Source organism: Candidatus Leptofilum sp., from assembly GCF_965223285.1.
Classification (GTDB): Bacteria; Chloroflexota; Anaerolineae; order Promineifilales; family Promineifilaceae; genus Leptofilum.
This window is the reverse complement of record NZ_OZ244997.1, coordinates 20916-40305: the sequence shown is the minus strand read 5'-3', so window position 1 is coordinate 40305 and position 19390 is coordinate 20916. Positions and strand designations below refer to the sequence as shown.

At 52.5% G+C, this 19390-nt stretch carries 17 protein-coding genes; 8 read left to right on the top strand and 9 right to left on the bottom strand.

Annotated features, from left to right (window positions below; all coding sequences use genetic code 11):
• The first annotated feature begins 39 nt into the window (after nt 1-39).
• Nucleotides 40-924, top strand: coding sequence for a metallophosphoesterase (locus ACOQPU_RS00685; RefSeq protein WP_420643215.1), 885 nt, complete (start codon nt 40-42; stop codon nt 922-924).
• Between the two features lie 41 nt (nt 925-965).
• On the opposite strand, the gene ACOQPU_RS00680 is transcribed toward ACOQPU_RS00685, so the two are convergent.
• Nucleotides 966-1952 (bottom strand): Gfo/Idh/MocA family protein, encoded by a 987-nt coding sequence (locus tag ACOQPU_RS00680; protein WP_420643214.1) that lies wholly within the window; start codon nt 1950-1952, stop codon nt 966-968.
• Nucleotides 1953-2233: 281 nt separating this feature from the next.
• Here ACOQPU_RS00680 and ACOQPU_RS00675 point away from each other — a divergent pair, with 281 nt between their 5' ends.
• Entirely contained in the window at nt 2234-2653 is a 420-nt protein-coding gene (locus ACOQPU_RS00675) for a hypothetical protein (protein WP_420643213.1), read from the top strand.
• 38 nt (nt 2654-2691) lie between these two features.
• Here ACOQPU_RS00675 and ACOQPU_RS00670 read toward each other — a convergent pair whose 3' ends face one another.
• Nucleotides 2692-3924 carry an alpha/beta hydrolase family protein gene (locus ACOQPU_RS00670; RefSeq protein ID WP_420643212.1) on the bottom strand — a complete coding sequence of 411 codons (1233 nt, stop codon included), beginning with the start codon at nt 3922-3924 and terminating at the stop codon, nt 2692-2694.
• Between the two features lie 13 nt (nt 3925-3937).
• On the opposite strand from ACOQPU_RS00670, the gene ACOQPU_RS00665 reads away from it, so the two are divergent.
• Entirely contained in the window at nt 3938-4630 is a 693-nt protein-coding gene (locus tag ACOQPU_RS00665; protein WP_420643211.1) for a response regulator, read from the top strand.
• Nucleotides 4627-5790 (top strand): sensor histidine kinase, encoded by a 1164-nt coding sequence (locus ACOQPU_RS00660; RefSeq protein WP_420643210.1) that lies wholly within the window; start codon nt 4627-4629, stop codon nt 5788-5790. Before ACOQPU_RS00665 ends, ACOQPU_RS00660 begins: the two co-directional genes overlap by 4 nt.
• A gap of 73 nt (nt 5791-5863) precedes the next feature.
• Here the strand turns inward: ACOQPU_RS00660 and ACOQPU_RS00655 are convergent, their stop codons facing one another.
• The 6 genes from ACOQPU_RS00655 to ACOQPU_RS00630 all read right to left on the bottom strand — a co-directional run bounded on the left by ACOQPU_RS00655 (nt 5864) and on the right by ACOQPU_RS00630 (nt 12790).
• Nucleotides 5864-6640 carry a hypothetical protein gene (locus tag ACOQPU_RS00655; RefSeq protein ID WP_420643209.1) on the bottom strand — a complete coding sequence of 259 codons (777 nt, stop codon included), beginning with the start codon at nt 6638-6640 and terminating at the stop codon, nt 5864-5866.
• 26 nt (nt 6641-6666) lie between these two features.
• Nucleotides 6667-7218 (bottom strand): LysM peptidoglycan-binding domain-containing protein, encoded by a 552-nt coding sequence (locus ACOQPU_RS00650; RefSeq protein ID WP_420643208.1) that lies wholly within the window; start codon nt 7216-7218, stop codon nt 6667-6669.
• Between the two features lie 71 nt (nt 7219-7289).
• Nucleotides 7290-8573, bottom strand: coding sequence for a M23 family metallopeptidase (locus ACOQPU_RS00645; RefSeq protein WP_420643207.1), 1284 nt, complete (start codon nt 8571-8573; stop codon nt 7290-7292).
• 155 nt (nt 8574-8728) lie between these two features.
• Nucleotides 8729-9688: an ABC transporter permease gene (locus ACOQPU_RS00640; protein WP_420643206.1), complete on the bottom strand. Its 960-nt coding sequence runs from the start codon at nt 9686-9688 to the stop codon at nt 8729-8731.
• Between the two features lie 24 nt (nt 9689-9712).
• A complete protein-coding gene (locus tag ACOQPU_RS00635; RefSeq protein ID WP_420643205.1) occupies nt 9713-10792 on the bottom strand; it encodes an ABC transporter permease in 1080 nt (359 codons plus the stop codon).
• A gap of 192 nt (nt 10793-10984) precedes the next feature.
• Entirely contained in the window at nt 10985-12790 is a 1806-nt protein-coding gene (locus ACOQPU_RS00630; RefSeq protein ID WP_420643204.1) for an ABC transporter substrate-binding protein, read from the bottom strand.
• Between the two features lie 342 nt (nt 12791-13132).
• Between ACOQPU_RS00630 and polX the strand changes: the two genes are divergently transcribed.
• Genes polX through ACOQPU_RS00615 form a run of 3 tightly spaced genes read left to right on the top strand, consistent with a single transcriptional unit; the run spans nt 13133 to nt 16708 of the window.
• Nucleotides 13133-14863: a DNA polymerase/3'-5' exonuclease PolX gene (polX, locus tag ACOQPU_RS00625; protein ID WP_420643203.1), complete on the top strand. Its 1731-nt coding sequence runs from the start codon at nt 13133-13135 to the stop codon at nt 14861-14863.
• Nucleotides 14864-14867: 4 nt separating this feature from the next.
• Entirely contained in the window at nt 14868-16112 is a 1245-nt protein-coding gene (locus tag ACOQPU_RS00620; RefSeq protein ID WP_420643202.1) for a SpoIIE family protein phosphatase, read from the top strand.
• The gene (locus tag ACOQPU_RS00615; protein WP_420643201.1) at nt 16112-16708 is read left to right on the top strand and encodes an SH3 domain-containing protein; all 597 of its coding nucleotides are present in this window, start codon (nt 16112-16114) and stop codon (nt 16706-16708) included. Before ACOQPU_RS00620 ends, ACOQPU_RS00615 begins: the two co-directional genes overlap by 1 nt.
• Nucleotides 16709-16784: 76 nt before the next feature.
• Here ACOQPU_RS00615 and ACOQPU_RS00610 read toward each other — a convergent pair whose 3' ends face one another.
• Nucleotides 16785-17753, bottom strand: coding sequence for a sugar-binding transcriptional regulator (locus ACOQPU_RS00610; RefSeq protein WP_420643200.1), 969 nt, complete (start codon nt 17751-17753; stop codon nt 16785-16787).
• A 160-nt stretch (nt 17754-17913) separates the two neighbouring features.
• Between ACOQPU_RS00610 and ACOQPU_RS00605 the strand changes: the two genes are divergently transcribed.
• Entirely contained in the window at nt 17914-19371 is a 1458-nt protein-coding gene (locus ACOQPU_RS00605) for an FGGY family carbohydrate kinase (protein ID WP_420643199.1), read from the top strand.
• Nucleotides 19372-19390 lie beyond the last annotated feature (19 nt).

Here is a 19390-nt window from a genome sequence, read left to right as displayed (position 1 = left end):
TTCGGACATCGCTTGTATTGTGTGCCATAATTGGGAGCTATGAGCAAACCCACCAAAATTGCCCTCATCGGCGACATCCATCGCCAGTTTGATCAACAAGACGTTAACCAGTTCAACCAATCCGACTACGATTTTTTGCTCTGTACAGGCGATTTAGCCAACCTGTGGCACTGGGAAGGGCTAGCCGTTGCCAGGCAGATGGCACAGTTGCAAAAGCCCACGCTCATGATCCCAGGCAACCACGATACGCTCACCTTGCCCCAGCTTGTGGCAGAAATTAAGCAATGGCCGCTTTGGGTACGCCATTGGTTTGCCTGGAGGCAGGCACCCCGCTTGCAGCAGTGGCAGCGTGCCTTGGGCAACGTGCAGGTTGGTGGTTACTCGGTGCATCCGATGCCAGGAAGTGAAGATGTGGCCGTGGTGGTGGGACGGCCGTTTGCGATGGGTGGCTCCGTGCTGCATTGCCAACCGCAGCTAATGCGCGAGTTTGGCGTGGGGACGATGGCCGAATCCGCAGCACGATTGTGCCAGCTTGTGGAACAAACGCCCCAGCAGCGGCTTATCTTCCTGGCGCACAATGGCCCCACGGGGCTGGGCAGTAACCGCACATCAATTTGGGGTAAAGATTTTGGGTCCCCAGCAGAAGATTTTGGTGATTCGGATTTACGCGAAGCGATTGATTTTGCCCGACAGCAAGAGAAAACGGTGCTGGCTGTGGTAGCGGGGCATATGCACCATCATGTCAAACAAGCGGGGCCACGTACCTGGCATTTAGAGCGGGACGGCATTCATTACATCAACGCTGCTCGCGTACCGAGGATTTTTGAGGAAGACGGCCGTACTCATCACCATCACATTCGTCTCACCATTTTAGACGGAGACGTGACAATTACTCAACAATTGGACGCAGGCGAGCGCGGATGAACGCGGAGCAAAAAAGTCTGCGTCATCCGGGTCCCATTCAATTAAAGTGAAATGACCTGGCCCGTTTGAGCCGATTTGTACAGTGCCAGGACGGTTTTGATGTGGTTGCGCGTTTCGGCAAAAGTGAGGTATGGGGAACGGCCGTCCAACACCGCTGCGTGCAAATCCTCAACCTCACCTAGATACAACTCCTTCTCCGGCACGGCAATCTCTTCCGGCTCACCCTCTTTGGGGTAAAACATTAGCTTGCGTTGGCCGTCATTCAAAGCCACAAACGGCCGATTGAGCGTGAGCCGTCCCTCGGTGCCCAAAATCTCAGCATAGGTGTACCAGGGCGTACAAAAAGATGAACTTATTTGCGCCACGCCCCCGTTAGCGTACTGCATTTGCCCCGAAAACAGCTCATCCACCCTGCTTTCACCAACCCATTGATGCCCAGCCGCCTGCTGTGGTGGGCCACCAAAAATGTATTGCGCTAAACTGAGCGGATAGACGCCCACATCCCACAAGCAGCCGCCCCCCAGCTCTGGCTGTAGCCGAATATTTTCACGATTGTTGAAGGCGAAGTTGAAGATGCCCCGCACCAAGGTGACACGCCCAAGACGGCCGTTCTGCACCAGTTCCCCCACAATTTTGGTCTGGGGATGGTGCCGGTACATGAATGCTTCTGCTAGGTAACAGCCCGTTTGTTGGGAAACGGCCGTCATCTCATCCACCTCAGCCAGCGTCAGCGCAAAGGGCTTTTCGCACATCACATGCTTGCCCTGGCGCATCGCCTTGATCGACCATTCCGCATGTAAATGGTTGGGCAGCCCAATGTAGACGGCATCTATTGCATCCGAAGCCAACATCGCCTCATAGCTGCCAAACGCCTGGGGGATGTCCCACTTGTCGGCGTACGCCTGTGCAGCCTCCTGACTGCGGCTGGCCATCGCCACCAGCTCTCCCCTGGCTGATTCCCTGATAACGGGAATCAGTCGCCGATTGATGTTAGCCGTTGATAGCAATCCCCAACGAATTTTAGACATGAAAACCTCCAAATTGGTTTTTGAGATTGAAATCTGACAGGTCCTTTTAAACTCACTGCTTAACATAATCATCGCACAAGACCGATCAGATTTAGTTGGCAACAATTTTATCACCTTCACCACCTATCCCTCACTTGTTCACAATTTCTTCAAAATTGTGCTGCATACTGCCAGCATAGAAATTTAATGAGCCACAGAGTTCACAGAGGTAACAGAAAAAAATCTGCACGCGCAAGTTGCGCAAATCTGCGAAATCTGCGGATAAAACAAAGGAGACAAACATGTTTCGCAAATTACTAGGTTTTGGATTAATCATTCTGCTGCTGTCTGGCATATTTGGCGGATTTGGCAGCCGCACCCGTGCTGCGTACTATGAAGGGTATTCTGATGGCATTCAGGCACAAACCAGCGAGTCTGCTGGGGAAGGTGCAGAAGCTGTGCCACCCGTTTCGCCTTACCGTGATGGTTACGGACACGGCCGTTTCATTGGCTGGGGCATTCTGGGCATCTTTGCCATCTTCTTCAAGATAGGCTTCTTCTTCCTGCTGGCAATGCTCTTCATGCGGTTGATTTTTGGCCGCCGTCATTGGCGTCGGGGTGGCCCTTGGCGGCACCATCACAAACATGATCAACCCGGCCCTGAGAAAAGCCCGAAATGGATGCACGATAGCGACGATGACGAACCGGTGATGACGGTCTAAATGATGATAGGAGTAGGTCTGAGACCTGCTCCTACACCTTATTGAAAAAGATGCGTGTCAAAAAAATCGGCCGTGCGGGTCATCATTTCGGTCCAGGCGGTGCCGGTGAAGAAATGACCCTGGCCTTCGTAGGTGTAAAGCGTGCTTTCTTTGCCCGCAGTCAGCAACGCCTCGTGCAAACGTGGTGCCCAGTCCGGTGGGGTCTCGGCCAGCCCAGCCCCATCGGCCGTGCCAATGTGAATTTGTACGGGCACCGATACGTAAGCCAAATGGTTAATTGGGGCGATTTGCTGCATCATTTCCGGGCTGGCGGCTGCGGCAAAGTAGGCATCAACTAGCGTTTGCGGTGTGCTGGCGGGCAGCAGTTCAGCAGGGTTACACTGGTCAACCAATTCTGTTTGCCCAGGCAGGCAGCCTGCGCCCCAGCGGGCGATGAGGTCGGCGTCATTGGCTGAGTTGGGGGCGTGGAGAACGGCCGCTTTTACCCCATCGCTCATCGTCAGCACCTTTGTGCCAATGCCACCCCCCATGCTGTGTCCCCACAAACCCACTCGGCTGGTATCCGCCTGGGGCAACGACGACAAGGAGGCGATGAGGTTTAGCACATCGCTGACTAGCCCCGTGTGGAACAGGCTCAGCCCGCTGTCAGAATCGCCCCAGCTGCGGTAATCCGGGGCAATTGTGAGGTAGCCGCGCTGGTTTAAAAAACCTGCTTGCTGCCAAGTGCCTGCGCCAGAAAAGTAAGTGGGGCGATCGTAGTAGCCGTGGTTCAAAATAATGACCGGAAATGGGCCATCTCCGGCGGGTACCTGCAAAATGCCGGTAATGGTGAGGCCATCGCTGGGATAGCTGATGGCGTAGCGGCGAAATGCTGCCTCCTCTGCCAGCAGCACTCCCACCTGGATAACCCCGCCGGGAAAGCTGCGTTGGCGCAGCCCGTCGATGGTGTATGGGGCAATGGGATGAGGCGTGGCGTTGGGTAGCGGTACGGCCGTTGGCGTGTTAGTCGATGAATTTGTGGGTGGAAGGGTGGCAACGGCAATGACAGGCGGTGGCACCGTTGTTTCTACCGAATTTAGCGTGGGGGATGGTTGGATGGTTGGCGTGGCGGTCGATTGAACGGCCGTACCGCAGCCCGCCACGCCCAGCAAAAATAATAAAGGAAGCAAGTGTTGAAATCGCATGGGGCAAATCGTACTGGTAAACGGCCGTCCTGTAAAATGAGCAATCGCTGAGCGGCACGGTTCGTTTGGCAGATTGACACTTTTCATACACACTTACGCTATGAATGAACGTATTTTAGTTGTTGATGACGAGCCCAAAATTGTGAAGCTGGCCCGTGATTATCTGGAGCGCAGCGGGTATGCGGTGTTGACGGCTGGAGACGGCCGTACCGCCCTCACCATTGCCCGCAGCGAAAAACCAGACATGGTGGTGCTGGATTTGAACTTGCCAGAACTGGACGGACTAGACGTCTGCCGCACCCTGCGCCGCGAATCAGACGTACCCATCATCATGCTTACCGCCCGCATCGACGAAACCGACCGGCTGATTGGCCTGGAGTTAGGCGCGGATGATTACATCACCAAGCCATTTTCGCCACGAGAACTGGTAGCCCGCGTGCGCGCCGTGCTGCGCCGCGTGCGTGGTGGGCTGGTCCCAACCGAGCAAATCCAGGTGGGCGACATCGAAATTGACCTGAACGGCCATCGGATCAGCCGGGCTGGCGAAACGTTGCAGCTTACGCGAATCGAATTCAATCTGCTAGCTATCCTGGCACAGCATCCCGGCCAAACGCTCAGTCGAGAACAGCTTTTGGAGCGATTGCACGGCTTTTCACACGATACCTACGAACGCAGCATTGACGCCCACGTGAAAAACCTGCGGCGCAAGCTGGAGCCAGACCCGTCAGAACCGATCTACATCCTCACGGTGTACGGCATTGGCTATAAATTTAATGATGAGGTGATGGCGTGAAACCGGACAAGGATTGGCGCCATTATCCCGGCCGAATTCCTCGGCGACGGCCAAAGCGTTGGCGTAGGCCAGACCACGCCCATTGGCAAGGCGGTGAGCATTTGCGTAAACGGCGGGGTATGTTTTTCCGCTTTTTGGCAATGTTTGGCCTGTTGGTCACGCTGGTGGCTGGCGGCATGACGATTGTGGCTCTGTTGATTACGCGGTTGGTGGAAGGGAGTCCGGGAACGGCCGTTATCGTTTGGGTAAGCGGCTGTGGCTTGGCAATTGCGCTGCCCCTGCTGGCCGCTGTCCTGGCTTTCCGCACCTTCCGCCGCGTGGCCAACCCCCTGGCAGCCGTCATGAACGCCGCTGACGCCGTCGCCGAGGGCGACCTGAGCGTGCGCGTGCCGGAGTTTAGCGGCCGCAATGAGTTCACCCGTTTGGCCCATTCGTTCAACAACATGACAGAGGAGCTGCAGCGCGCCGACCAGCAGCGGCGCAACCTCACGGCCGACGTGGCGCATGAGCTGCGCACGCCGCTGCACATCATCCAGGGGAATTTGGAAGGGGTGTTAGACGGCGTTTACGACCCTACACCGGACCATATCGAGGCGACGCTGGACGAAACGCGCCTGCTTTCTCGCCTGGTTACCGATTTGCACACGCTCTCTCTGGCAGATGCGGGGCAGCTTTCCCTAAATTTGGAACCAGTCAATGTGGCTGATCTGCTGGCAGATGTGGCAACCAGCTTTTCGGGCCAGGCGGAGGCACAAGGGGTGGCACTTCAGGTGGAAACGGCCGTCTTGCCCCCCAACACCCACATTCAAGGTGATGCTGGTAGACTCGATCAGGTATTGAGTAATTTAGTGGTGAATGCGCTGCGGCACACGCCGGAAGACGGCCGTATCATCCTTACCGCCAAGCTAGTTGATGGCTCTGTTCAAATTCAAGTTACCGACACGGGCGAAGGCATTACCGAAGAAGATTTGCCGTTTGTGTTTGAGCGTTTTTGGCGTGGCGACCGTGCCAGAACGCACAGTGGCGGGGTAGGGGGTGGCCTTGGTTTGGCCATTGCCAAGCAAATCATAGCTGCCCACAATGGCAAAATTACAGTCAGCAGCATCCCCCATCAAGCTACAACTTTCACGTTGAGTTTTCCGGTGGAAACGGCCGTTTAATCAAAAAGGCTCATGCAAAACAAAAAAAGGACAGCCCTCACATGGTTGTCCTTTTTAAATTGCGTAGCAAGATTTATTCCGGTTCGTCAGGCTCATCTGGTTCATCAACCGGAATAACCTTTTGCGGCTCTGGGAATTTAACCTCTTGCGCTCCTGCGAAAGTTACTTTTTGTGGGCCACCAATAGGAACAGGGAAGATCAAGCGTTTTAGAGCATAAACCTGATCTGGCATCACATCCGGGATGATAAGCGCATCACCCACGCGGGCCGTACCTTCTACAAATCGATAAGCCGCCAAACTCAGGTATAAATCACGCGCTCCGGTAAAAAACTGAAAAACCCGCCAAACTGGATTGGGAGACCAGTTCGTATCCACCACCTGCGGCAAACCCTTTAGCTCAATATTGTCAACCAGAAAAACCGATCCGGGTTGGGGAATAGAGATGATGAGGCGTGCATTGGTTTTTAGCAGCCGCCATTGGCGATATTCAATGCGTTCCATTACGGCATAGACAAGCAGAACCAGCAGCAAGACCGGTGGGGAAAATGCCCAATAAACAGATAAACCGCCGGTGAGCAATGCAAATAGCATAATGCCCACAATGAGCAGCAAGGTGACCCCTAAAACATAATTGAAATAATGAAAAACCACACTGCCAATAATATCCCGATACCACGCCAAACGAATTTCTAGTTGTGGCTCCTCATTTGGCAGCAAGCGTTCTTCCAAATCTTCCGGCTGGAAGGTATCTTCGATATTCCAACGGAAATTTTGGGGCAGCCGTCGCCAGTAGCTGCCAAGCAGACCGATAAAGCCTGTTCCGGTTTCTCTGCGGTTTCGTTCGCTCATTTAATAAATTATCACCATTCACCAAATTATTGTGACGGTGCAGGAATGTTTAACACTTGCCCGGGAATAATGGTGTGCGAGGTCAATCCATTCACAATCATAATGTCATTGACAGTTGTTTTATACCGTTGGGCAATCCCAAAAAGAGTGTCGCCTGCCATTACTGTGTACTGGGTTGGTCCAGTTTCTGGGCGCAATGTGGGATCACCAGAACCCGGTGTTGGTGTAGCAGTTACGACAATTTGCACCTGAACCGTTGTTGGTTGGGGTTGTACAATAGTTGTGCCTGCTTCGTCATTGAAGGAGTTATCAATGATTTGTTCGCTGCGATTCTTAAATTCTTGGAACTCTGCGGAATTGTCGGCGTTTTCAAGGCGATCGTTAGCCCAGGAAAACACGAAAGAATCTACAAACCAGCCCACAACAAAAAAGGTAATCAATACGCCAATAAAATAGGTGAGTAATTTGCCCAGATTAAAGGAGCTAAAGGCATCTTTACGGAAAAGCAAAAAGGCAATAAAGGCAAAGCCTAAAATTAGTGGGGCAAATTTTAAAAGTTCTAGAAAGTCCATCTTCAACTCCTTATTTGCTATGATGACGAGTTTGTTTGTTTACAGGTTTCCTCTCTGCGGCGGACTTTGCAGCTAATTTACGGTAGAAACCCGGCTGGATCGACAAAAGTTTCGTTCACTTTGTCGTAAATGGTGTAATGGACGTGTGGGCCTGTCGCGTAGCCCACAGCACCCATCACACCAACCGCCTGGCCGCGCGTTACGGTACCTTCCTCAACAAAGTATGAACGCGGATGCAGTAGCCAAACGATCCATTCATTATTTTCGATGCGAATTGTGCTGTTGTACCACTGGTCGGTAAAGGTGGTGACTTCGCCCGGCATGGGAGCAACCAAAACAGCAGAGCGGTTGCTGCTGGAAATATCCAGGCCAGGCAAACTGTAGCTACACCCATGAATATCTTGGGTGAGAAGTGGCGATTCGGAAACGGGATTGAGGCGGGGGCGCAAGCTAAAGCGACCCAATTTATGAGGCTCTCCCAGGCAGCTTGTGTCATCTGTAGCTCGAACGCTGGGCAAGGCCATCAATTCGCTGCCACGAAGTGAGGTGCCTGCCAGTTCATGCCATGCCTGGGTGCCAAGATCATATATTTGGGTACTGATGTTGAGAATGGATAGTGACAACGGCCGTTCTTCCGAATCCATCTGACTCACAATCAAACTTTGAAAGGCCAGATGCGCTGGCCAAGCCCCTAAAGAGGTCACAGCCACCGTTCCTAACTCCACATCTGAATAAACCATGTCGGTGTAGTTTTCATCATAGTTGTTCATGACATAGGCAGATTTATTGGCGTCCAGCCTTGCTGCCGCACCTGAACCTGCATTGTAGGCAAAATAGCATCGCTTAATTGTGTCTGGGTCGTGAGTCAGGTATGTAATTTCCGGGCAGCGAATTTTGAACTCCACTGCCGCAATGGCTAGCTGTTCGCTGACTTCTAGGTCTGAAATAGGGCCGGGCGTGAAACACGGCCGTTCCCCGGAGCGAACCAAATCATATGCGCCAATAATACCTGTACAATTTTCTGGATTTTCAGCCCGCATACTGTTTTCTTTGAACCACAATACGAGAGGAACCTCACGCGGGATATCTGCTTCGCGGGCAATGTGGTCGGCAATGGGTGCCCATTTAATGACCGTTTCTTGAATGCTGCTTGGCAGAGCATACTGTCCTTCCAGATAGTAGCGACCGCCTGCCAAAAGTCCTGTTGCCAAAGCCACAAAAAGAAATGAATCCAGGACGCCTCGGAACAAGCTGGTGGCAATGATTTGTGGTTGCAACCCCAGGCTGGGAAGCAACTGATTTTGTATCCAGATGCGAAACCAGTCTGGTAGCCAATGCACCATCCTGTAATAAGGCGACATAATAATCACATTATAGCTTCACATTAAGTAAAGTCAACAAAATTTATGTCATGTAAAGAGCTATTTTTAGGGGGTGAAATAGAAAATGGTCCTACTAAATTAGGGGGAATAGTGCTATGAAGTCGGGGAGAAACGGCCGTTTCTCCCCAAGCTGCTTATTTTGAATCAGCGCCAGCGTTTACCAAACGGGGGTCTAGTGCGTCACGCAAGCCATCGCCCAGCAGGTTGAAGGCCAGTACCGTAATTGAGATGGCGATGCCCGGTACAAAGACCAGATGGGGCGCACTGAAAATCTGGTTGCGCTCAGAACCAAGCATTGTGCCCCATTCAGGTGTGGGGGGTTGTGCCCCCAAACCAAGGAAGGAGAGAGCGGCCGTATCCAAAATGGCGGTGGCAATACCCAAGGTGCCTAAAACAATCAGTGGTGGCAGCGCGTTGGGCAAAATACGGCCGAACAAAATCTGCCAATGGCTCGCACCCAAAGCCCGTGATGCCTCCACATAATCCGCTTCACGCACAGATAAGACAGTCGAGCGAATCACCCTGGCATAAGAAGGGATACTCACAATGGCGATGGCCAACATAGCGTTCGTCAGACTAGGGCCAAGAACAAAAACAAGGGCAATGGCCAAAAGGAAAAAGGGAAACGCCAGGACAATATCCATAATTCGCATAATTAAATTATCGAGCCAGCCACCAGCATAACCGGCAATGGCACCCAAAATTGTGCCGCTCACAATTGCCACTGTAATGACGGTAAACCCAATGCGCAGGGAGACGCGCGTGCCGTACAAAATCCGGCTAAATACATCCCGTGCATTGCCATCTAGCCCCAGCAAAAATTGCGGCTGCTCCTCTGGACACCCTAAAAGATGAATACAGGGTGGGTCGCGCCGTCGAACACCTTCTTCACCGATAAAATCTTGGGTAGGGTCATAAGGCGCAATAAATGGCGCAAAAATTGCCATAACAAACAAGATAGCCAAAATGGTGATCCCTACGATGGCCGAACGCTGCCGGAATATGCGCCGCAGTGTCAGACGCCATAGGCTATTTGACCGATAATCACGAATATCGGCAATATTGTCATCGGGAATTTGGGCAACAGAAGTCATGTGAATCCTACTTTTTTGGGCGCATTAATCTAAGCGAATCCTGGGGTCTAAAATTGCGTAAGAAATATCTACAACCAGATTGAGAAACACATAAATGAAGGCAATCACAACCACAAAGCCTTGAATGATCGGAAAGTCTCTGGCGGTAATTGCTTCAAAAACACTGAGACCAACACCAGGTAATGAGAAAATTGTTTCTGTTAGTACAGCACCCCCCAAAATGCCTGCTAACTGCAAACCGGCAATAGTTACAACTGGTAGCAGGGCATTCCGCAGCGCATGTTTTAAGACGACCATGTGATTTGGCAATCCTTTAGCCTTTGCAGTGCGCACATAATCCAACCCCAGAGTCTCCAACATGCTAGAGCGCGTCATGCGAGCAATAATGGACATGGGAATGGTACTCAATGCCAAGGCTGGCAGGATCAGATGCTTGATTGCGTCCCAAAACACCTCCCAATCCCCGGTGATTAGGGCATTAAAAACATAATGATTGGAAATGAATTCATAAACCAGGAACCTGAAGGTGCCTTCTTCTGCCTGCCATTGCCATAGCTCATAAAATGGGTCTGGCGTAACGCCTGGAGACAATCTGCCAGAGGGGGGAAGGGCAAAACCAGTATCTTTCAGGATGACTGCAAAAAAGTAAATAAGCAGTAGGCCCAGGAAGAATACCGGAATGGAAACACCAATGTTTGCCCCGATCATAGTAAGAACATCCACGATGGAGTTCCGGCGCACGGCCGAAATGATGCCAGCCGGGATACCTATCATTAATGCCAGAAACATCGCCGAAAGGCCTAATTCATCTGTCATTGGCAGGCGTTCAACCAAGATTTGGGTAATGGGACGGCCGAATCGAATGGAGGTACCTAAATCCCCTTTCAGGACATTTTGTAAATAGATACCAAACTGCACGGGAACAGGTTGATCCAGCCCAAATTCTTTGGTGAAATTCTCGCACGTTTCTGCACTGGCTTTTTCACCCAAAATAGATTTACAAGGGTCGCCGGGAATAGCGCGTGCCAGGGCAAAGACAACAATTAGAATGGTGAATAGAACGGGGATAGCCAGCAAAATGCGCCGAACGATGTATTGGACCATGAGCTTTCTTTTCTCCGCAGCCAGATTGGCTTCGCGTTGCGATGATGTTTACCAAAATGCGGGATGACCAACATGAATATACCCATGTAGCCATCCCGCATTGTTTTCACTAAATGCTCTCTATTTGTTAAACAAGCTATGAATGAGATGGTGTATCTATTAACGCACCATCTCACTCATTGTGCAAGGGAATTATTCCCCGCTGTCGTTCATCAAAGCGTCCCACAGGTAGGAGTAATATTGGAAGGAGCCAGTATTACCAACGTGGTTCGGGTTAGAGGCATCAATACCAGCCGCCCAGGAAGCAACGACGTCATTGGCATCGAAGTGGGAGCCATCATGGAAAACAACGCTCTCACGCAAGGAGCAGGTCCAAACAGTGGAGTCCTCGTTACCGGTACATTCGGTAGCCAAGGCTGGTTGAGTGGCACCGGAATCGGTCTGGTAGGCTAGCAGCGTTTCAACTACTTGCTGGCATGGCCGCAGCGATTCACCGTCGGTTTCGTCCGTGCAGTAGAGGCTGATCGGTTCAGCATTTTGCATGAAGACCAGGGTGTCTTTGCCCGGATCGAGCAGCTGGAAGCTGGTGGCACCGAATGGTGGTACGTACGCATTGCCTACGCTGGCCAGCGCGGCGTCAGCAGAAGCACCGTGCGCGATTGGCACCATTGGCACCAGTTCGCGGATAGCGTTGTTAGCTTCTTCATAGAGCGGGGCTGCCGTGTCTACATCTGCAATTGTAGAGGCTTCCAATAGTTTTTCGTAAATCTCGGGATGCGGATCGCCAAACTGCGGGTTTTCTGAACTGAAATGGAAGTCCAGGAAGTTGGTGACATGGGGGTAGTCTGCGCCCCAGCCCAACAGGTAGAACCCGTCCAAACGGCCGCTTGTAGATTCATCAATAAACGCGCCAGACTCCATCACGATTACCTCAGCCTCGATGCCCAAGTTTTCGCGGAGTTGGGTCTGGAATTCTACGGCAACCAGACCAGGTTCTGGCAGGTAACCACGGAATACGTCGCGATAGTAGATAGCGGTTTCAAAGCCATCGGGGTAGCCAGCATCAGCTAGCATCTGGCGAGCCGCTTCTGCATCGAAGTCGTACCAAACGTCACCGGTGCAGCCATTGGGAATGGAGCAGGGGGTGAAGTAATCGGCAACGGTGGAGCCAGCGGGGTAGAAGTTGTCAACAATCCGCTGACGATCAATACCCATCGCAATGGCTTTACGCACGTCAACATTGTCGAATGGCTCAAAAGTATTTGTCATGGCCAGGTAGAGAACGTTTGGATTAACGTTAGGCAGGAGTTGCAGATTCGGATCTGCTTCTACAGCTTCAAAGTCATCGGGGCTAACGTTGGTGATCATATCTACGGTACCAGCTTGCAGTTCTAGCAAACGAGCGGCACCCTCGGTGCTCCAGCGGAGTACGGCCGTTTCTGCCACAGCCGGCGTCCCCCAATAATCATCAAAACGCTTGTAGATAACAGAATCGCCACGAACCCACTCATCAACCATGTAAGCACCAGTACCAATAGGTTGTTCCAGGATGTCCCCGGTGCCGCCGGTGGCTTCAATATATTCAGATGGTTGAATACCAAAGGGAGTGAAAGCAATTTTCGCCAGGAAAGCCGGGTCTGGCTTACACAGGTTGAAGACTACCGTGAGTTCATCCACAGCTTCAATGGAGCTAATCTTACCGCCATAGTCACAGCTATCGGCTGCAACTGACATTGGCTCGAACGCCATCATTTCTTCGTCGTCCATAGCCTCTTCGTCATCCATGGCTTCGTCGTCGTCCATAGCCTCTTCGTCGTCCATGGCTTCTTCATCATCCATGGCCTCGTCATCCATGGCTTCATCGTCAGCCGTTTCCTCGGTTGTATCGTCGGCTGCTGGTTCCTCTTCTGTGGCTGCACCGCCGCCACAAGCGACGACAAACAGGCCAAGCAAGAGGAACAGAACGGTTAAAAGGGTCCACTTACGGGTGCTTTTCATATTCTCCTCCTTAATTGAGAATTTGAATAAAGTTGCTGCAATGTGAGCAGTGTGTAGAGGTAAATAGTGAAGTGGGTAATGTTAGCATGGCTTCAGATAGATGACAACCAATGTAATAAATAGATTTTTTGGTGACAATTGGGGGACATTTGTTTATAAGTTTAAGGGATGCCCCGCGTTGAAAAAGCACAAATCTGTAGAGGGTCTTTGGTTTCTTAATTCATAATAGCATCCCCTTTATAGCATCCCCTTTGGCAACGTTTTGTATTGGTAGACGGCCGTATTTTAGCACGCCCACTCCCCTACATTTTGTAACTCTCTACCCACTGCTATAATTGCTCCATGAATAATCGTGACGTTGCCAAAATATTTGCAGACGTAGCCGACATGCTTGCCATTCGTGGGGACATTATCCATCGCGTTTTGTCTTACAGGCGTGCAAGTGAAGCTATTCAGGAGCTGGGGCGCGATATTAACCAAGTGTACGAGGCGGGTGAGCTGACCGACATTCCGGGCATCGGCAAAACGCTGGCCGAGAAAATTGAGGAGATGCTTACCACAGGCAAGCTATCTTTTTATGAGAAGCTAGCCCAGGAGATTCCGCCAACGTTGGTGGAAATGCTGAAGGTAGATGGTCTGGGGCCGAAGCGGGTGAAGCAAGTTTATGAGACGCTGGGCATCACCACCTTGGCAGAGCTGGATGCGGCGGCCAAAGCAGGCAAACTGCGCGAACTGCCCAAGATGGGGGCCAAAACCGAGGCGAAGCTGATAAAAGCGATTGAAGCGTTGGCCCGGCACGGTGATGATCGCACCCCAATCGGGGAAGCATGGCCGCTGGCGCAGGCAATTTTGGCAGAGTTGGAACAGTTGCCCGGTGTGGTGAAAACGGCCGTTGCCGGTTCTCTCCGTCGCATGAAAGAAAGCATTGGGGACGTGGATTTGCTGGTAGCTGCCGACGAAGCCGCGCCAATCATGGACACTTTTGTGAATATGCCCCGCGTCGAATCCGTTTCTGGGCATGGGCCAACCAAATCGAGCGTGGTTTTGCACAACGGCATGCAGGTGGATTTGCGCGTGCTGCCTGTTGCGCGATGGGGAACGCTGCTTTCCTACTTTACGGGCAGCAAAGACCACAACGTGCGCCTGCGCGAATTGGCATTAAAGCAAGGCTTAAGCCTCAATGAACACGCCTTCACGCCCACCGATGGTGCCGACGAAATTGTGTGTGACAGCGAAGAAAGGCTATACGACGTGCTCAATCTTCCTTACATTTTGCCCACGCTACGCGAGGATCGAGGTGAAATTGAGGCGGCGCAAAAAGGGCAGCTGCCCGACGTCATCAAAATCGAGCAAATAATTTCAGATTTGCACATGCACACCACCTGGTCCGACGGCAAAATGACTGTGTTGGAGATGGCCCAAGCGGCGCAGGCGCGTGGCTTCCAGCATATTGTCATCAGCGACCATTCGCAAAGTTTGGGCATTGCCAACGGGCTGACGCCAGAACAGCTCTGGCAGCAGGCGGAGGAAATCGCTGCCGCTAACGAGGAGATGGGGCCAGGGTTCCGCATTTTGCACGGTACGGAGATGGAAATCAAGGCCGACGGCTCGCTCGATTTTGAAGATGTGGTGCTGGCCCGGCTCGATTTTGTGATTGCCAGCCTGCACGTGAGCCTGAACCAGCCGCGTGATCAGGTGATGGCCCGCATCATGAACGCCCTGCACAATCCGCATGTGGATATGATTGCCCACCCCACCGGGCGGCTGCTGCCAGACAGGCCGGGGGCTGATTTGGACATGGAGGCAGTGTTGCAAACGGCCGTTTCTACCCGAACCATCCTCGAAATCAATGCCAATCCGTCGCGCCTGGATCTGCGCGACAGCCACGTGCGCCGCGCTGTGGAGCTAGGCGGGATGCTGTCTATCAATTGCGATGCCCATCATGTGGATCAATTTGAGCTACTGCATTACGGTGTGGCTACGGCACAGCGCGGCTGGGCCACGGCCAAGCATATTGTGAATAGCTGGCCTTTGCCGAAATTGCTCGCTTTTTTGGCAGAGAAGCAGGGATAAACTTATGGATTCAGGAACAACGGCCGTTATTCGCAGTGCCTTAAAGGGGCTGGATGAGGAAACGCTACAGCTACTGCGCCAGGTGGCCAAGCGCGCCGAATATCCACCCAACACGACCTTATGCCATCAAGGCGAGGTGGAGCATGTTTTTTATGTGGTCGTGAAAGGCAGCGTTGCTATCGTCCGCGTTTTGGATGATGGTGAGGAACGAATTCTCAATATGGTGGGCAAAAATGGTTACTTTGGCGAAATGGGCCTCATCGACGACTCCCCCCGCGCGGCCAACTGCGTCACCATCACCCCCACCACCGTGCTAGAAGTTACCGAAGAAGCGTTCGACAAGTTTGTGATGAACAGCCCGTCACTGGCCAACCTGCTGCTTCAGCGCATTTTGTCCAATGCCCGTAATCTGGATCAGATGTACATTGAAGATTTACAAGCCAAAAATGAAGCGTTGGAACAAGCGTATGAGCGGCTTAAAGCAGCCCAGGAAAAGCTGGTAGAGCAAGAGCGGCTAGAGCGCGAGCTGGAGCTGGCGGCGCAGGTGCAGCGCAATTTATTACAGGCTGATTTGCCTCATTTTCCAGATTATGGTTTTGCCGCTTACCTGGAACCAGCTCGGCAGGTCGGTGGGGATTTCTATGATGTGTTGGAGATTGACGACGAGCATGTAGCGGTGCTCATTGCGGATGTTGCCGACAAAGGTTTCCACGCTGCGCTGTTCATGGCCGTGACGCGCACGCTCTTTTTGCGTGAGGGGCAGCAATCACTTTCGCCAGCTGAAGTGGCCTTGGCGGTGCATCGCGGCATGTTTGACATTGCCAACAATGATGAGGTCTTTCTAACGGCATTTTACGGCGTGCTGCACCGCCCATCTGGTCGTTTGACGTATATTCGGGCGGCGCATGAACGGCCGTTCCTCTTGCGTCCTGGTCGTGAAGTGATGGCTTTGCCTGGTGGCGACCGCTTCTTGGGCATGATGCCCGATTTGGAACTGACCGAGGAGACTGTTGAGCTGAAGCCAGGCGATCGGCTGGTACTATTCAGCGATGGCGTACCCGATGCAGTTAATGAGTCTGATGAAGGGTATGGAAACCAGCAGCTTGCCGCTGCCGTCGCCAACTGCGAAAGTAAATCAGCCTCTGAAATTGTGGATTACCTGGTGAAGGATGTGGCCCAATGGCAGGGCAGTGCCGATCCGTTTGATGATTTAACCCTTCTCGTCCTGGAGGCAAAAGCAGCAACCTAATGGCTCGATACCAAATTCCCGAAGACCCCAGAAAGTCTAAGCGAAAAGATTCGCCAGATAAACGGCCGCGTCGTTTACGGCAAGATGCGCCAAATGGCGGTCAAGAACCAACCCCGTGGCGTTGGCTGGGGTTAGGGTTGGTTGTCACCGTCATTAGCATTGGTTTGGCACTGGCGTTGGTCAATTCGCTGTTGGCCCGCCCACCGTTGGAAGCTGCTCCCATTGAGCCGACGCTTATCATCTTGACTGCGCCACCTAGCCCCATCCCGTCACCTACGTCGCCGCTGCCTACGCCCAGCCCCATCCCTACCTTCACGCCAATACCTACGCCGGATACGGCCGTTGCGCCCCCAGAGATCACCGTTGGTTTTTATGCCCAGGTGGCCAACACAGATGGCTTTGGCATCAATCTGCGCGGTGGTCCCAGCACCAGCAACGCTCAAATTACAGTGGTGGATGAAGGGTCGCTCGTTTTGGTGATTGGTGGTCCCGAACCAGATGAAGCCAACAACCGCCTGTGGTGGCAAATTCAACTGGATGACGGCACGGAAGGTTGGTCGGTAGGGGAGTTCCTCGTCCCCGCGGCTGGGCCATAAACAATTGTAAATCGTGAATTGAGAATGGTGAATTTTTAACGGCCGTTTCCCTTAGCGTAAATTCGCATCAAAAACCCTACGAGGTGATAGATGTCAATAATTTGTGTGCTGTGGGTTCATCCAAAATGAGGTCGGTGACGTAGCCGCCAGCGAGGGCAGCCCGCAACCCTTCCAATTTATTGTACCCAGAAACCACACAAATCGAGCGATTGGCGCGGCGAAATAGTTCTAAATTTGGGCCACAGGCACGCTCATTTAGCGGAATTCCCTCATAGCTACCGTCTTGCCGAATCATGATGTTGGCAATGTCACCAACTACCCCCTCCTGCGCCATCTCGGCGAAGTCACTTTCTTGTAGATAGTTGCCCATGTAAGTGGCGCTCATCATTTGCCCTTGGGAAGAGCCAATAGTGAAAAGCAAAATGTCTGCCTGGCGGTGCAAATCTAGCACCTGCTGGATACTGCGCTCGCGCCACAGCGTCTCTTTTGTTTCTGGGTAGTCAAAAAAGGTGGGCACCGGAAACAGATGCGCTTTTCCTTCATAATTATTAGCAAATTTGGAGACCAGCCAGCCTGCGTGATTCACGCTGGGGTTAAAAACAATTTCCTCGCCGTTGAGCTGCACGACCTGCACTCCCATCAAAGATTTTGGCGTCAGGTTGGCGGCGACCAAATTCATCGTACCGCCCCAGGCAACGCCCAAGATCATGCCTGATTCGACAACCTGGTTAAGGTAGCTGGCCGCAACTCTGGCAACCCGGTCTTGCCATGCTTGCTCACCGGCAATTTCTGGCACAGGCACAATTTGCACGTGAGGAATTTTGAAGTGAAGTTTGAGCGATTCTTCCAGCGTATCGGCGCGGCCGCGAATGTCGTTGATGCGGATTTCGATGAGCCCTTGACCTCTGGCCCAGCTCAGCAATCGCGACACGGTGGAGTGGGAGACTTGCAGCTCGGCCGCGATCGTTTTCATGGGCAGATTTTGGTAATAATACATTTGGGCGGCGTGAAGGGCGTTTTCTAACTGTTTTTGTTTGGCATCCATTGCCTCACCTCATTTTGCACATATTTACAAGCTGATTTTGCCTTGTTGTGCAAATTTGTGCAATTACTATGACATTTCTTGCAAACAAATTAGGAAGCTGGTATGAACACGGCGACAGGAAGAGAAATCGGGAAGTTCCCCCAACCTGGATTTTTTTTACATGACGGGTTTTGCAGATCCGCAATCAGATAAATTGATTTTGGCGTTGGACGTGGGCACATTGAGCGTGCGGGCGTCGGCGTATGATTATGCAGGCAATGCGCTCGCTTTTGCCGACCAGCCTATTGCACTCCACCAAATAAGCAGCCGCCAGATTGAGCAGGACCCTACAGAGATCAACACGGCCGTTCACAAAGTGATGCAGCATGTTCTGGACGATCCGGTTGTGCAGAAGCGCGGCGTCGCTTGTGCTGGGCTGGCCTGCCAACGCTCCAGCATTGTAGCCTGGAACCGGCATAATGGCGTCCCGTTGACTCCGGTCCTGAGCTGGCAAGACCGCCGCGCCGCCGAATATTTGGTACCGTTGGCCAGCAAAGGGGTTGCCATTAAAAAGAAGAGCGGTCTCTTTTTGTCACCACATTATGGGGCGAGCAAACTGCGCTGGATGTTAGACAACTACCCGGAATTGGAACGGCCGTTACAAAACAAAACACTCATCTTCGGCCCCCTGGCAGCGTTTGTCATCGCCAATTTGCTGAAAGGCACGCCCTGCATTGTGGATCACGTCAATGCGTCCCGCACCCAGCTTATGGATTTGCAAAAGCATGAATGGTCATCCGAACTGCTGCGGGAATTTGGCATCGACCGCGGCTTATTGCCTGATTGCCAACCAACCCAATCTTACTTTGGCACCATTCGCGGCACGGAGATTCCGTTAACGGCCGTTAACGGTGACCAAAATGCTGCCATACACGGTCCCGGCAAGCTGGAAGACGGCACGCTGATTGTCAACGTGGGCACAGGGGCATTTGTGCTGCTTTCTACTAACACGCAACTCATGCAGCATCCCAGCTTGCTGGCCAGCATTGCTAACAGCAGCGACGACCACGTCACCTATTTGCTGGAGGGCACTGTCAACGGGGCGGGGGCCGCCATTAAATGGGCAGCCGACCAGTGGCAGGAGCCAAACATGACGGCCCATTTGGCAGAGTGGCTGAGCGAGGTGGAGGCACCACCCATCTTCATCAACACGATTGGCGGGTTAGGCTCGCCATTTTGGCGCAGCGAGCAAAATCCACGGTTTTTAAGTAACGGACAGTCTGAACCCTCACTTGGCGAGCAGGCAGTGGCCATTATTGAAAGCATTCTTTTTCTTGTAGCCATCAATCTGGAAGCGATGAGCAACACTGGCCAAAGCGTCAAGCGGATTCGCATTACCGGTGGGCTATCAGCTTTGGATGGCTTGTGCCAGCGGTTGGCCAACCTGACGCAGCGGGTTGTGTTGCGCCCTCAGGTAAAGCAGGCCACTTCACAAGGGATCGCCTGGTTGGCAGCCAACCTTTCCCAAGGTTGGCACGACCTGCGAGATGGTTCTCATGTGGATTATTTTTTGCCGAAAGACGGCCGTTCCCTCAAAGCACGGTATCGTCAGTTTTGTTCTGAATTGGGTTGGCGTTAAGGATTAAGAAAAAGAAGGA

Excerpts from the sequence above, each read along its gene's own strand:
- ACOQPU_RS00685 (WP_420643215.1), top strand. The coding sequence starts at position 40 with ATGAGCAAACCCACCAAAATTGCCCTCATCGGCGACATCCATCGCCAG.
- ACOQPU_RS00680 (WP_420643214.1), bottom strand. The coding sequence starts at position 1,952 with ATGTCTAAAATTCGTTGGGGATTGCTATCAACGGCTAACATCAATCGG.
- ACOQPU_RS00675 (WP_420643213.1), top strand. The coding sequence starts at position 2,234 with ATGTTTCGCAAATTACTAGGTTTTGGATTAATCATTCTGCTGCTGTCT.
- ACOQPU_RS00670 (WP_420643212.1), bottom strand. The coding sequence starts at position 3,924 with ATGAAAAGTGTCAATCTGCCAAACGAACCGTGCCGCTCAGCGATTGCT.
- ACOQPU_RS00665 (WP_420643211.1), top strand. The coding sequence starts at position 3,938 with ATGAATGAACGTATTTTAGTTGTTGATGACGAGCCCAAAATTGTGAAG.
- ACOQPU_RS00655 (WP_420643209.1), bottom strand. The coding sequence starts at position 6,640 with ATGAGCGAACGAAACCGCAGAGAAACCGGAACAGGCTTTATCGGTCTG.
- ACOQPU_RS00645 (WP_420643207.1), bottom strand. The coding sequence starts at position 8,573 with ATGTCGCCTTATTACAGGATGGTGCATTGGCTACCAGACTGGTTTCGC.
- ACOQPU_RS00640 (WP_420643206.1), bottom strand. The coding sequence starts at position 9,688 with ATGACTTCTGTTGCCCAAATTCCCGATGACAATATTGCCGATATTCGT.
- ACOQPU_RS00635 (WP_420643205.1), bottom strand. The coding sequence starts at position 10,792 with ATGGTCCAATACATCGTTCGGCGCATTTTGCTGGCTATCCCCGTTCTA.
- ACOQPU_RS00630 (WP_420643204.1), bottom strand. The coding sequence starts at position 12,790 with ATGAAAAGCACCCGTAAGTGGACCCTTTTAACCGTTCTGTTCCTCTTG.
- polX (WP_420643203.1), top strand. The coding sequence starts at position 13,133 with ATGAATAATCGTGACGTTGCCAAAATATTTGCAGACGTAGCCGACATG.
- ACOQPU_RS00620 (WP_420643202.1), top strand. The coding sequence starts at position 14,868 with ATGGATTCAGGAACAACGGCCGTTATTCGCAGTGCCTTAAAGGGGCTG.
- ACOQPU_RS00615 (WP_420643201.1), top strand. The coding sequence starts at position 16,112 with ATGGCTCGATACCAAATTCCCGAAGACCCCAGAAAGTCTAAGCGAAAA.
- ACOQPU_RS00610 (WP_420643200.1), bottom strand. The coding sequence starts at position 17,753 with ATGGATGCCAAACAAAAACAGTTAGAAAACGCCCTTCACGCCGCCCAA.
- ACOQPU_RS00605 (WP_420643199.1), top strand. The coding sequence starts at position 17,914 with ATGACGGGTTTTGCAGATCCGCAATCAGATAAATTGATTTTGGCGTTG.